The 12,899-nt window shown below is 69.2% G+C and carries 10 protein-coding genes; 3 read left to right on the top strand and 7 right to left on the bottom strand.

Going from position 1 to position 12,899, the window contains the following annotated elements; all coding sequences use genetic code 11:
• Window positions 1–129: 129 nt before the first annotated feature.
• Window positions 130–1,896, bottom strand: coding sequence for a proteasome ATPase (arc, locus tag AQJ91_RS38920; protein WP_067031721.1), 1,767 nt, complete (start codon window positions 1,894–1,896; stop codon window positions 130–132).
• 244 nt (window positions 1,897–2,140) lie between these two features.
• Here arc and AQJ91_RS38915 point away from each other — a divergent pair, with 244 nt between their 5' ends.
• The gene (locus AQJ91_RS38915; RefSeq protein WP_067031719.1) at window positions 2,141–2,446 is read left to right on the top strand and encodes a ferredoxin; all 306 of its coding nucleotides are present in this window, start codon (window positions 2,141–2,143) and stop codon (window positions 2,444–2,446) included.
• 57 nt (window positions 2,447–2,503) lie between these two features.
• Here the strand turns inward: AQJ91_RS38915 and AQJ91_RS38910 are convergent, their stop codons facing one another.
• The 3 genes from AQJ91_RS38910 to AQJ91_RS38900 all read right to left on the bottom strand — a co-directional run bounded on the left by AQJ91_RS38910 (window position 2,504) and on the right by AQJ91_RS38900 (window position 6,442).
• Entirely contained in the window at window positions 2,504–3,082 is a 579-nt protein-coding gene (locus tag AQJ91_RS38910) for a hypothetical protein (RefSeq protein WP_067031716.1), read from the bottom strand.
• A gap of 244 nt (window positions 3,083–3,326) precedes the next feature.
• Window positions 3,327–4,229 carry a tRNA (adenine-N1)-methyltransferase gene (locus AQJ91_RS38905; RefSeq protein WP_067031713.1) on the bottom strand — a complete coding sequence of 301 codons (903 nt, stop codon included), beginning with the start codon at window positions 4,227–4,229 and terminating at the stop codon, window positions 3,327–3,329.
• Window positions 4,230–4,267: 38 nt separating this feature from the next.
• The gene (locus tag AQJ91_RS38900; RefSeq protein ID WP_067031709.1) at window positions 4,268–6,442 is read right to left on the bottom strand and encodes a site-2 protease family protein; all 2,175 of its coding nucleotides are present in this window, start codon (window positions 6,440–6,442) and stop codon (window positions 4,268–4,270) included.
• Between the two features lie 174 nt (window positions 6,443–6,616).
• Here AQJ91_RS38900 and AQJ91_RS38895 point away from each other — a divergent pair, with 174 nt between their 5' ends.
• Entirely contained in the window at window positions 6,617–7,597 is a 981-nt protein-coding gene (locus AQJ91_RS38895; protein ID WP_067031706.1) for a RecB family exonuclease, read from the top strand.
• A gap of 14 nt (window positions 7,598–7,611) precedes the next feature.
• The gene (locus AQJ91_RS38890) at window positions 7,612–8,283 is read left to right on the top strand and encodes a response regulator (RefSeq protein ID WP_030946450.1); all 672 of its coding nucleotides are present in this window, start codon (window positions 7,612–7,614) and stop codon (window positions 8,281–8,283) included.
• Window positions 8,284–8,342: 59 nt separating this feature from the next.
• Here AQJ91_RS38890 and AQJ91_RS38885 read toward each other — a convergent pair whose 3' ends face one another.
• From AQJ91_RS38885 to AQJ91_RS38875, 3 genes are all read right to left on the bottom strand, one after another.
• Window positions 8,343–9,923, bottom strand: coding sequence for an ABC transporter substrate-binding protein (locus tag AQJ91_RS38885; RefSeq protein WP_067031703.1), 1,581 nt, complete (start codon window positions 9,921–9,923; stop codon window positions 8,343–8,345).
• A gap of 69 nt (window positions 9,924–9,992) precedes the next feature.
• Window positions 9,993–11,597 carry an ABC transporter substrate-binding protein gene (locus AQJ91_RS38880; protein WP_067031700.1) on the bottom strand — a complete coding sequence of 535 codons (1,605 nt, stop codon included), beginning with the start codon at window positions 11,595–11,597 and terminating at the stop codon, window positions 9,993–9,995.
• A 459-nt stretch (window positions 11,598–12,056) separates the two neighbouring features.
• Window positions 12,057–12,752 (bottom strand): HAD family hydrolase, encoded by a 696-nt coding sequence (locus tag AQJ91_RS38875; RefSeq protein ID WP_067031697.1) that lies wholly within the window; start codon window positions 12,750–12,752, stop codon window positions 12,057–12,059.
• Window positions 12,753–12,899: the final 147 nt, after the last annotated feature.

Below are 12,899 nucleotides of genomic sequence, written 5' to 3'. Positions count from 1 at the left end.
CCTAGAACGCCTTTGCGCTGGTGGGGAGATCATTTGCGTCATTGCCTTGCGCGCCCCTTGTTCCAGTCGTCGCCCGAAAAACAGTCGGCTGCGGGTACCCGGTGAGGGCACCCGCAGCCGCCCTGTCTTTTACAGGTACTGACCGGTGTTCGCCACCGTGTCGATGGAGCGTCCGGTGTCCGCGCCCTGCTTTCCAGTGATGAGCGTACGGATGTAGACGATCCGTTCGCCCTTCTTTCCGGAGATACGGGCCCAGTCGTCCGGGTTGGTGGTGTTCGGCAGGTCCTCGTTCTCCTTGAACTCGTCCACGCAGGCCTGGAGGAGGTGGGAGACGCGGAGACCCTTCTGGCTGTGCTCCAGGAAGTCCTTGATCGCCATCTTCTTGGCGCGCCCGACGATGTTCTCGATCATGGCGCCGGAGTTGAAGTCCTTGAAGTAGAGGACTTCCTTGTCTCCGTTGGCGTACGTGACCTCCAGGAAGCGGTTCTCCTCGGATTCGGCGTACATCTGTTCCACCGCGGTCTGGATCATGCTCTGGACCGTGCTGGACCTGTCGCCGCCATGCTCGCCGACGTCCTCGGAGTGCAGCGGGAGGCGCTCGGTGAGGTACTTCTGGAAGATGTCCTTCGCCGCTTCGGCGTCCGGACGCTCGATCTTGATCTTCACATCCAGGCGGCCTGGCCGCAGGATGGCGGGGTCGATCATGTCCTCGCGGTTGGAGGCGCCGATCACGACCACGTTCTGCAGGCCCTCCACGCCGTCGATCTCGGCGAGCAGCTGCGGGACGATGGTGTTCTCCACGTCCGAGCTGACGCCCGAGCCTCGGGTGCGGAAGAGGGACTCCATCTCGTCGAAGAAGACGATGACGGGTGTACCCTCGCTGGCCTTCTCACGGGCACGCTGGAAGACGAGGCGGATCTGCCGCTCGGTCTCGCCGACGTACTTGTTGAGGAGCTCGGGGCCCTTGATGTTGAGGAAGAAGCTCTTGCCGGTGGCCTGGCCGGTGACCTCGGCGACCTTCTTGGCCAGCGAGTTGGCGACGGCCTTGGCGATGAGCGTCTTGCCGCATCCGGGCGGCCCGTACAGCAGGACACCCTTGGGCGGCCGCAGTTCGTGCTCCCTGAACAGGTCCGGGTAGAGGTAGGGGAGCTCGACCGCGTCGCGGATCATCTCGATCTGGTTGCCCAGGCCGCCGATCTGCTCGTAGCCGATGTCCGGGACCTCTTCGAGGACCAGTTCCTCGACTTCGCTCTTCGGTACGACCTCGTAGACATAGCCGGAGCGGGATTCGAGCAGCAGGGCGTCGCCGGGACGGATGGTGACGTCCAGCAGCGGCTCGGCGAGCCGTACCACCCGTTCCTCGTCGGTGTGCCCCACCACGAGGGCGCGCTCGCCGTCCTCGAGGATCTCCTTGAGGGTGACGATGTCGCCGACGCTCTCGTACTCCATGGCCTCGACCACGTTGAGCGCTTCGTTGAGCATCAGTTCCTGGCCGCGCCTGAGGTCGTCGAGTTCGACGCTCGGGCTGACGTTCACCCGGAGCTTGCGGCCCCCGGTGAAGATGTCGGCGGTGCCGTCCTCGTTCGCCTGCAGGAAGACACCGAAGCCGGCCGGCGGCTGCGCGAGCCGGTCGACTTCCTCCTTGAGTGCCACGATCTGGTCGCGGGCCTCACGGAGCGTGTTGGCGAGTCGCTCGTTCTGGGCGGACACGCCGGCCAGGTTGGTCTGCAGCTCGACGATCCGCTCTTCGAGAATCCTCGTGTGTCGCGGAGAGTCGGCGAGCTTGCGTCGCAGGACGGCGATCTCCTGCTCAAGGTAGGCAATCTGCCCGGACGGGTCGTCGGACCCTCGTCCCGGGCGGATGCCGCGGTTCATGTCGTCGTCGTGGGCTGCCACGGTCCTCACCTCCTCCAAGGGGAGCTGGACGCTTCCAGACCCTACCTGGGTGGGTGTCGATTGAAACCCCTAGATCACAAAGACTGTCGAGGTGTGTCCGATCTTCACCCTTGCGCTCTCCCTCACGCCAGGGGAATACCCACCGAACATGATTGGGAAGCCGCCACAGGTAGGCTCGAAGCGTTCAACACCCGTCAGAGCTGGCCGGATTCCCGTACGGCTCGGCGCAGAAACGGCAGGAGAGATGAGCGTGGAGCAGGCAGCCGAGGTCGGCGCCGAGGCGCTGGAGGTCTGGATCGACCAGGATCTCTGTACCGGCGACGGGATCTGCGCTCAGTACGCGCCCGAGGTGTTCGAGCTGGACATCGACGGGCTGGCCTATGTGAAGAGCGCCGAGGACGAACTCCTGCAGGACAAGGGCGCCACAACGCCCGTTCCGCTGCCGCTTCTCACAGATGTGGTGGACTCGGCGAAGGAGTGCCCGGGCGACTGCATCCACGTTCGTCGGGTTTCGGACAGGGTCGAGATCTACGGTCCGAACGCGGAGTGACCGTACAGACACCGCCTGTTACGACTGTCTGATTTCTCACACGCCGGGTGGCGTGAATCAGACGCTGCGGGCTCCGGCGGGTGTCGAGCGGACGAACGCGCCGTTCTTCCAGGCCCACTTCACGCCGTCCTTCAGGTCCGGGCAGCAACTCGGTACGTCGCTCGACGAGTAGCCCAGCATGGTCGCGAGGACCTCACCGTCCGTGACGGTGAGCTCGGTGACGGTGCGGCGCTCCTGTGTGGCGACGAGGGTCGCGACGAGGCGGGGCTCGGCGGTGTCCGCGGCCCGGGTGAGGACGTACACGGCGTCGGGCGGGGTGCCCATGGCGGAGTCGCAGTGCACGACGGCCACGGTCTCCGGCCTGCCGTCGCCGTCGAGGTCCCCGGAGGCCTTCTTCATCACCAGGGCTTTCACCGGACCGCACTCGAGCGGGAAGTCGACGCCCGCCGGATCGGGGGCTGCGGTGACCGCGGGAGCGGTCCGCGACTCCGGGCCCGCCGCCTGGGCCGCCGTCGCCGAATCCGGTTGCAGGAGCGAGGACAGGGCCATCACCCCGGCGAGAGCGGTGGCCGTCGCGACCCAGTGGATCGGGCGGGTGTGCGTGTGTGCCAGTTCCGGGACGGCGGATTGCTGCACTAGGAGTGTCTCCTGTGAGGGCTGTGCCGGTGGGGGGGTGGCCAGCATGGTGCCACACGTCACAGGGAGGGGGAACGGCGGGGGTGTGGAGTTGTGGTGCCGGGTTGCGGCAGGTGACCGTGGGAGCTTGTCGGTCGGCGCCGTCGTGTCAAGCGGGTCAACAGAAAGGCGCTGTGGCCGAGTTCCCGGCTAGGTCCGGGAACTCGGCCACAGCGCTTGTACGTTGACTGCGGTACCGGGCGGCTCAGCGGCCGGAGCCTCCGTCGGCGTTGGGGCCGGCGTAGTCCTCGCCGTAGGCGCCCTTGGCGGGGCGGCGGCGGCGCATGGGCGGCTCGACGCCGTCCGCGAGGCGGCGGGCGGTGAGCAGGAAGCCGGTGTGGCCGATCATCCGGTGGTCCGGGCGGACGGCCAGGCCCTCGATGTGCCAGTTGCGGATCATCGTCTCCCAGGCGGTCGGCTCATTGAAGCAGCCGATCTCGCGGATGGACTCGACGGTCCGGGCGAGCTGGGTGGTGGTCGCGACGTAGCAGCAGAGGATGCCGCCGGGGACGAGCGCCTTGGAGACGGCCTCCAGGCACTCCCAGGGGGCGAGCATGTCGAGGATGACGCGGTCGACGTCGGTGTCGCTGAGGTTGTCCTGGAGGTCGCCGACAGTGAGCTGCCAGGCGGGGTGCGGGCCGCCGAAGTAGCGCTCCACGTTCTGCTGGGCGATCTCCGCGAAGTCCTCGCGGCGCTCGTAGCTGTGCAGCATGCCCTGGTCGCCGATGGCGCGCAGCAGGAAGCTGCTGAGCGAGCCGGAGCCGACGCCGGCCTCGACGACGCGTGCGCCGGGGAAGATGTCGGCGAAGGCGAGGATCTGCCCCGCGTCCTTCGGGTAGACGACGGCTGCCCCGCGGGGCATGGAAAGGACGTAGTCGGGGAGCAGGGGGCGCAGCGCGAGGTAGGCGACGTTCCCGGTGGTGCGGACAACGCTGCCCTCGGGAGCGCCGATCAGTTCGTCGTGCGGGAAGGAACCCTTGTGGGTGTGGAAGTTCTTCCCGGCCTCGAGCGTGAACGTGTAGTGGCGGCCCTTGGGGTCGGTCAGCTGAACCTGGTCCCCGACCTTGAAGGGCCCGCGCCTGCGGGCGGCACCGGTCGGTTCGGACATGTGAACAGCCTACCGGGGTTTGTGGGGGCCGCCGACCACTAGGACGGCCTGGCCATGGCCTTCACGAAGGCGCGCTCGACGTCGGCGGCGGACAGGACGCCGTAGATCTCGCCGGTCTCCTCGACGACCAGGTACTCGCTGGCGGGGGCGGCGCGGAGGGCATCGAGGAGGTCCTCCCCCGAGAGCTCCACCGAGACGCGCATGCCCTCGGTGAGGTCCTGGGCGAGGCCGCCGACGGCGACCCAGGGGCGGCGGTGTTCCGGTACGCCGACGATGGCGGCCTCGCGGACCAGGGAGAGGGGGTTGCCGTCGGCGTCGACGACGACCAGGGCACGGGCACCGGCGGCGTTGGCACGGCGCAGGGCCTCGGAGAGAGGGGTGTCGGTCTCGACCGGGACGGCACGGCGGGTGAGGGTGCGGGCGCGCAGTTCGGGCAGGTGTTCGCGCAGCCGGGCCATGCGGAGGCTGTTGCCGGCGCCGGTCCAGATGATCGCGGCGAGGATGGCGGCGAGCAGGGCGTCCATGACGGTGTCCATGCCGACGTTGTCGACGGCGTCGGAGCCCAGGGCGCCGGACTGGGTGAGCAGCGGGAGCCCGATGAGGACGGAGACGGCGAGCGCGCGGCCGACCCAGGCGGCGGCGATGGTGCCGCTCATCGGCTTGCCGGTGATCTTCCAAACGATGGCGCGGAGCATACGACCGCCGTCGAGGGGCAGGCCGGGGAGCAGGTTGAAGGCGGCCACGATGAGGTTGGAGATCATCAGGCCGGCCAGCAGGACGCCGGGGACGGTGCCGGGTTCGACGGTCTGCAGGGCGAGGTAGAAGACGCCGGCGAGGACCAGTGACAGCAGCGGTCCGACGAAGGCCAGCACGAACTCGCGGCCCGGGGTGTCGGACTCCTTCTCGATCTCGGAGACGCCGCCGAAGAACTGGAGCTGGATCCGGCGGACGGGCAGCTTGAAGCGCAGGGCCGCGACGGTGTGAGCGAGCTCGTGGACGAGCACGGAGGCGTAGAAGGCGACCGCGAAGAAGAGGGAGACGAGATAGCGGGCGGCACCGAGCTCGGGCAGCACGCGGTCCAGCTGTCCGCCGAACACCCAGGTGATCAGCGCGGCGACGAGAAACCAGCTGGGCGCGACATAGACGGGCACCCCGAACGGCCGCCCCATCAGCAGCCCACCCCGCGACGACTCCTGGGGCCGCCTAGGCGGACGCCCCTTGGTCACCCCGGACTGCGCGAGGGTGCGGTGATCGACCGGGGGCTGGGGCGCGGGGTTGGTCGGCCGGCTCTCGGCCGGGTGGTCGGGGGCGGCGGGGGCGGGGCGGGCCGGACGCTCGGCCGAGTCGGGGACCTGCCCGGCGGCACGGGCACCGGCGTCGGCGGCAGGGGAGGGCAGACGCTCACCCGAGTCCGGGACCTGCCCGGCGGCACGGGCACCGGCGTCGGCGGCAGGGGAGGGCAGACGCTTGCCCAAGTCAGGGCCCTGCCCTGCGGCACGGGCGTCGGCGTCGGCGTCGGCGTCGGCATGGGACGCTTTACGGTCGGCCGAGTCGGAGGCGGGCGGCGACGGGCTGTCGCCCTCGGGGAGGCCGGTGCTGTTTGCGGCGTGGCCCGCGTCGCCGGCGGGGTCGTCGGCGGGACGACCGAGTTCGGCGCCATCGGGGTCGGCGTCGGTGAGCGGGGGGTCCTCGGATACCGGGTGCGCGGCATCGCCGCCACCCTGCTGGGCCCCGGCCCCGGCCCCGGCCGCATCCTGCGGGTCCGTGAAGCTGTCGTCGGAACCGGTCGCGTCCTGCCGGGACGTCTCCCCCTCGGCATGGCCGGCCGGACTCGGCCAGGGCGCCTCGCCTCCGGCACGGCCGACCGGGCTCTGCCCAACCTCACCGCCGTCGGTCGCGTCGCTCGAGCTCTGCCGGGGCGCGGCACCGTCGAGTTCGGCACCCGAGGCCGTCGCCGGGGCGGCCGGGCCCACGACAGGGTCTGCGGAGCCGTTCGAGGGCTGTCGCAGGGCAGCGTCGGCGGCGGTGTCGGGCTTGCCCGGCGTCTCGTGCGGCGCGGTGTCGTCGAGGGTGGACCGGCGTGGGTCCGTGGCGTGTTCGTCGGCCGGGGCGGGCGTGGGGTCGTCGGGGCCCGGGGTCACTCGGGCCGTCCGGCGCTCGGCCGACTCGTCGGTGCCGGACCGCGGCTGCCCGCTCCCGCCGCTCTCGTCCACGGTGTCCCCTCGTTCGATGCGTCTCCCGCGCCTGCCGGACGGGAGGGTCTGGGTCGATGGTATGCGTCCGTCGTCACGCGTTCCGCCCCGGCACCCCCTGTGTTTCCTCCTCCGTCGCACCGGTCACGGCCGCGGCTGGGTCACTGTCAGTGGCGGGCCGTATGGTCTGTGGTCATGGAAACGAGCACGGAGGGTGCGGCCGAGGCCCACAGCAGCGAAGTTCCGCCGGTGGAAACGCCGGTGGTGGCGGTTCAGGGTCGGTCCGGGGCGGTCCATGACGCCGTGGCGCCGACCGCCGTCCCCGCCATACCGCCCGCCTCCCTGTCCCCTTCCCGTGCCGGCGACTTCATGCAGTGCCCGCTGCTGTACCGGTTCCGGGTCATCGACCGGCTGCCCGAGAAGCCCAGCGAGGCGGCGACCCGGGGCACGCTGGTGCACGCGGTGCTGGAGCGGCTCTTCGACGCCCCGGCCGCCGAGCGGACCGCGCCCCGCGCCAAGTCCCTCGTCCCCGGCCAGTGGGACCGGCTGCGTGAGAACAGGCCGGAGGTCGTGGAGCTGTTCGCCGACGATCCCGACGGCGAGCGGCTGGCACGCTGGCTCGGTGAGGCCGAGCGGCTGGTCGAGCGGTGGTTCAGCCTCGAGGACCCGACCCGGCTGGAGCCCGCCGAGCGCGAGCTGTTCGTGGAGGCCGAGCTGGAATCCGGGCTGCGGCTGCGCGGGATCATCGACCGGGTCGACGTGGCACCCACGGGTGAGGTGCGGATCGTCGACTACAAGACGGGCAAGGCGCCCCGGCCCGAGTACGCCGAGGGCGCGCTGTTCCAGATGACGTTCTACGCCCTTGTCGTCTGGCGGCTGAAGAACGTTGTGCCGCGGCGGCTGCAGCTTGTCTATCTCGGCAGCGGGGACGTCCTGACGTACGACCCCGTCCTCGCCGACCTGGAGCGCGTCGAGCGCAAGCTGCTGGCGCTGTGGGAGGCGATCCGGCAGGCGACGGAGACGGGTGACTGGCGGCCGCGGCCCACCAAGCTGTGCGGCTGGTGCGACCACCAGGCCCACTGCCCGGAATTCGGCGGCACTCCCCCGCCGTATCCGCTGCCGGTCAGGGCGGCCGAGTCGGGCGACGCGCCGCAGGGCAGAATGGGGCCGGACTAGCGAAGGAGACTTACGTGGCCATCCGCGTCCTACTGGTCGACGACCAGCCGCTGCTGCGCACCGGCTTCCGGATGATTCTGGAGGCCGAGCAGGACATCGCGGTCGTGGGCGAGGCCGGAGACGGCCTCCAGGCTCTCGACCAGGTGCGGGCCCTGCAGCCCGACGTGGTTCTGATGGACATCCGCATGCCGCGGATGGACGGGGTGGAGGCGACCCGGCAGATCACCGGGCCGGGGCGGGACGGCCCGGCGAAGGTGCTGGTGCTGACCACCTTCGACCTCGACGAGTACGTGGTGGAGGCGCTCAAGGCGGGCGCCAGCGGGTTCCTGCTGAAGGACGCCCCGGCCAATGAGCTCGTACAGGCCATTCGCGTGGTGGCCGCCGGTGAGGCGATGCTCGCGCCGAGCATCACGCGTCGGCTGCTCGACAAGTACGCCACGCATCTGCCGTCCGGCGACGAGCCGGTTCCGGACACCCTGCACACGCTGACCGAGCGTGAGGTGGAGGTGCTGAAGCTGGTGGCGCGTGGGCTGTCCAACGCCGAGATCGCCGCCGACCTGTTCGTCAGCGAGACCACGGTGAAGACCCATGTCGGGCACGTCCTCACCAAGCTGGGGCTGCGCGACCGGGTGCAGGCCGCGGTGTACGCGTACGAGAGCGGGCTGGTGCGTCCCGGCGCACAGTGAGCAACCGGCGGTGAGCGGTTCGCCGTACGACGGTGTGTCGTACAGCGAACCGCTCACGGTCAGGCCTTGCTGAGTTCCCAGAAGCGGAACACCGTCGAGGCGTCGAGGCAGTACTCCAGGCCGTACACGTCGTCCCGGACGACCGCGTACTGCTTGGCCTGCCAGACCGGCAGTACGGGGAGTTCCTCGGCGACGATGTCCTGGAGCCGGCCGAAGTCGTCGTCGGTCGCGGCGCGGTCGCTCTGGGCGGCGGTGCGCGGGATGAGCGTGCCGGTGATGGAGTGGTTGCTGTAGTTGTTGCTCAGCACGTTGCCCTTGCCGAAGAAGGGGGCCGTGAAGTTGTCGGCGTCCGGGTAGTCCGGGATCCAACCCTTCACGTACACGCCGTACTTGCCGTCGGCGATGTCCTTCTCGTACTGGTCGAAGGCGACGGACTGCACGTCGGCCTCGAACAGGCCGCTGGCGTTGAGCTGTTCGGCGATCGTCTTCAGCTCCTGGTCGGTGGCCGGCCCGTAGCGGGACGGGGTCGACCAGAGGGTCAGCTTGACCTTGCCGGTGACGCCGTCGGCCGCGAGGGCGGCGGCGGCCTTGGCCTTGGAGGGGCGGGCGCCGTAGGTGTCGAAGAAGGCCGTGTTGTGGCCCGCGATGCCCGCCGGGATGATCGAGTACAGCGGGGTGGCCGTGCCCTGGTAGACGTCCTTGATGAGGGCGTCGCGGTCGATCAGGTGGGCGATGGCCTTGCGGACACCGGCCTTTCCTGCGACCGGGTCGTCCATGTTGAAGACCAGGTGCTGGACCTCGGCGCTGGTGCCCTCGACGACCTCGACACCGGAGTCGGGCGAGCCGTTCTGGATGTCGGTGATGTCGCTCGAGGTGAGACCGCGGTAGGCGATGTCGACCTTGCTGTCGAGCAGGGCCTCCTTCAGGGCGCTCTGGTCGCCGTGGAAGAACTTCAGCGTCACGCCGGAGTTCTGCGGTTCGGCGGTGCCCTTGTAGTGCTCGTTGACCGAGAAGACGGCCTCGTCCTCGGTGAACGAGTCCAGCTTGTAGGGGCCGGAGCCGACCGCCTCGCCGTCCTTGCGGAGGCCGTTGGCGTCGTAGCTCTGCTGGTCGACGATGGAGCCGGCGCCCGAGGCTACCTTGCTCGGGAAGGTGGCGTCCGGGGTGTTGAGCTTGAAGACGACCGTCTTGTCGTCCGGCGCCTCGACCTTGTCGAGCATGGGGAACATGATCGCCGGGCCGGACTCGTCGTTGATCTTCAGCATGCGGTCGAAGGAGAACTTGACGTCCTCCGAGGTGAGCGCGTCACCGTTACTGAACTTCAGGCCGTCCTTCAGGGTGCACTTGTAGACCTTGGTCGACGTGTCGGTGAAGACGCACTGTTCGGCGGCCTCGGGCTGCGGCTCGGTGACGCCCTTGGGGAAGCTGAGCAGCGACTGGAAGACGTTGTTGAACAACAGCCAGGAGCCGGGGTCGTAGCCGGAGGCGGGGTCGGTGGCCAGGACGTCGTCGGACATCCCCATCACCACCGAGGAACCGGTCCCCTCGGAGTCACCGGATTGGGTGCCGCAGCCGGTCAGCAGGCCGGTGGCCAGCCCTGCCACGACGGGCAGGACCGGCCACTGGTTACGGATATTCACTTGCGAGTGCCTTGTCGTCGGTTTCGAAGAACCCCGGAGCCGTCGTCCCGGACCCCGGGCAGGGAGACCTCAGCCGCTCACGCCACGGCCGAGTTCCCACAACTGAAGAGTCGAGGAGGAGTTGAGCGCGTACGCGGTGCCCGTCACGTCGCCGCGGGCCGCGATGTACTGCTTGCCCTGCCACAGGGGCAGCACGGGTACGTCCTCGGCGACGATGTCCTGGATGTCCGTCAGGCTGGTCGACGCGGACAGCCGGTCGGCCTCGCGGCGGGACTCCGGGATGAGGGTGTTGCGGATCCGGCTGTTGGCGTACGGCGAACGGAGGGTGTTGTCCTTGTCGAGGAACGGCGCGAGGAAGTTGTCGGCGTCCGTGAAGTCCGGGAACCAGCCCATGCCGTAGACCTCATAGTCGCCCTTCTTCTCGGCCGGGCGGAAGGTGTCCCAGGGCTCGCCCTTGATGGTGACGTCGAACAGACCGCTGCCGTCGAGCTGCTTCTTGAGGACCTCGAACTCCTCCTTGGTGGCCGGACCGTAGTGGTCGGTCGTGTAGTGCAGCGTCAGCTTCACCGGCGTGGTGATGCCGGTCCGGGTCAGCAGGGACTTGGCCTTGGCCACGCTCGGGTCGCCGTACTTGTTGAAGAAGGCGTTGGAGTGGCCGGTGATGGTGGCCGGGACCAGCGAGTACAGCGGCTCGGCCTGGGTGCCGTAGACCTTGGAGACGAGTTCGCTGCGGTTGATGACCTGGGCCATCGCCTGGCGGACGGCCTTGGCCTTCACGGTCGGGGCGTCGGTGTCGAAGCCCAGGTAGCGGATCTCCAGGCCGGCCATCTCGACGAGGCCGATGCTGTCGTCCGAGTCGGCTGAGAGCTTCTGGATCTGCTCCGGCGACATGGTGCGCGTCATCACGTCGATGTCGCCCTTCTCGAGGGCGGTGCCCATGTCCTCGGCGCTGGTGAAGGCACGCAGCTCGACCTTGTCGTTGTTCACCTCCAGACTCCCCTTGTAGTTGGGGTTCTTGGTGAACACGGAGTTGACGAGGACGCCGTCCTTCTCCTCGGCCTGGAACGTGTACGGGCCGGAGCCGTCGATGTGGAAGCCGTCGCGCAGCTTGTCCTTGGGGTAGTCGTCCGGGTTGACGATGCCCGCGACCGAGGTGGTCAGCTTGTACGGGAAGGTGGCGTCGGCGGTGTTGAGGTGGAAGATCACCTCGCGGTCGCCCTGGGTCTCCACGGTGTCGAGGGTGGAGAGCAGGGCGGAGACCAGGCCGGTGTCGGCGTTGATCTTGATGGCGCGGTCGATGGAGTACTTCACGTCGGCCGCGGTGACGTCGTCGCCGTTCGCGAACTTCAGGCCCTCGCGCAGGGTGCAGGCGTAACGCTCGCTGCCGGTGTCGGTGAATCGGCAGCTCTCGGCGGCCTCGGGCACCGGGGCGCCGTCACCCTTCGGCAGGATCATCAGGGTCTGCACGGTCTGGCGCAGGATGTTCCAGAGGCCGACGTCGTAGGCGTAGGCCGGGTCGAGCGGGGCCGGGACCTCGCTGGAGGCGGTGAACCGGTCCGTGGTGCCGACGACGATGCCGTCGCCATCGCTCCCGCCGTCGGCCCCACCACAGGCGGCGAGCACCGGCGCGAGCAGGCCGACGACGGCCGGCAGCACCAAAGTCTTGCGGTTCATGCTCGAGTTTCTCCAGAGCTGTCAAGTCCGTGCACCCGGCATGCGGGGGTGTTCGCAGCGGCCCACGGGGTAAAGGCGATGTTCTCGCGACGAGATTAGTCCGCACCAGCAGGAGGGTTCGCAGTCACCGGAGTTGAGCCCCCATCACGCAGCGAAACCGGGTGTGGACACACCGAAAACCCGACAGCGGAAGGATTCGTGCGGCATCCCACTAATTGGGACACAAGGGTGCGCTCAGAACCCTCCAGCAAGGGTTGGCGCCACAGGAAAGACCGCCTGTCGACCCCTCATGAAGTGGCGAACGTCACCAACTGAACGGTCTTGGTGTGTGCCGGAATTCAGCCATCCGGCTCGGCTCGAATTCCTTCGGAGACGTACGGAGACGGGGGCGCGGAATGCCCCCGCTATCGGCCTTGCACACTGGGTGAACACGTCGCGTATTTCCGTCATCGGCCGCCGTCAGATCGACATCAGCCCGCGCAGAAATGCCAGATCGACCTGTTCGAGCGACGGCACGACGGTCCGCCGGGCGGCCGGGGAGATCGGCGCCACCGAGGGCACCGCCACCACATGGCAGCCCGCGGCCTCGGCCGCCGCGACGCCGGTCGCGGTGTCCTCGACGACCGCGCACCTGGCCGGATCGACGCCGAGCCCGGCCGCGGCGAACAGATACGGGTCCGGGTGCGGCTTGGTGCGCGGCACCTCGTCACCGGCGACCGTCAGCGCGAAGTGCTGGGTGCCGAGCGAGGTGAGGACCCGGTCGATGATGCGCCGGTGTGAGGCGGAGACCAGGGCCGTCGGGACCTCGTACTCGACCAGCTCGGTCAGCAACCGGGCGGCCCCCGGCATCAGCGGCAGGGCGCGGTCGATGCGGTCCTCGAAGCCCTGGTTGAGCAGCACGGTGAGCTCGGGCAGGGTGACGTCGGCGCCGGTGGCCTCGATCAGGAACCCCGCGCTGCGGGTCATCGGGCCGCCGACCACGACATGGCGCCAGGAGTCGTCAAGGGTGTGACCGAGGCCGGCGAAGATCTCGACCTCGACGTCCCACCAGAAACCCTCCGTGTCCACCAGGGTTCCGTCCATGTCGAGGAGCACGGCCTGCAGGGCAGAGCCTTCGCCCGTACGGGTTCCGAGCGCGGGGACCGTACTGGTCATCCTGGCGCACCTCCTTGAGGGACGATCAGGCCGGCTCCCACTAAGGGAGCCGGCCTGCGGTGGACCGACCAGTGTACGTCGTGCCGCGACGAAACGCCTCGTTTAACCGGAGTGCCCCGGGGCACATGGGAACAACGCCCCGGGGAC

The sequence above is a fragment of the Streptomyces dysideae genome, assembly GCF_001514305.1.
GTDB lineage: Bacteria > Actinomycetota > Actinomycetes > Streptomycetales > Streptomycetaceae > Streptomyces > Streptomyces dysideae.
Note: the sequence above shows the minus strand (reverse complement) of the source record. Positions and strands in the feature narration are given on the sequence as shown.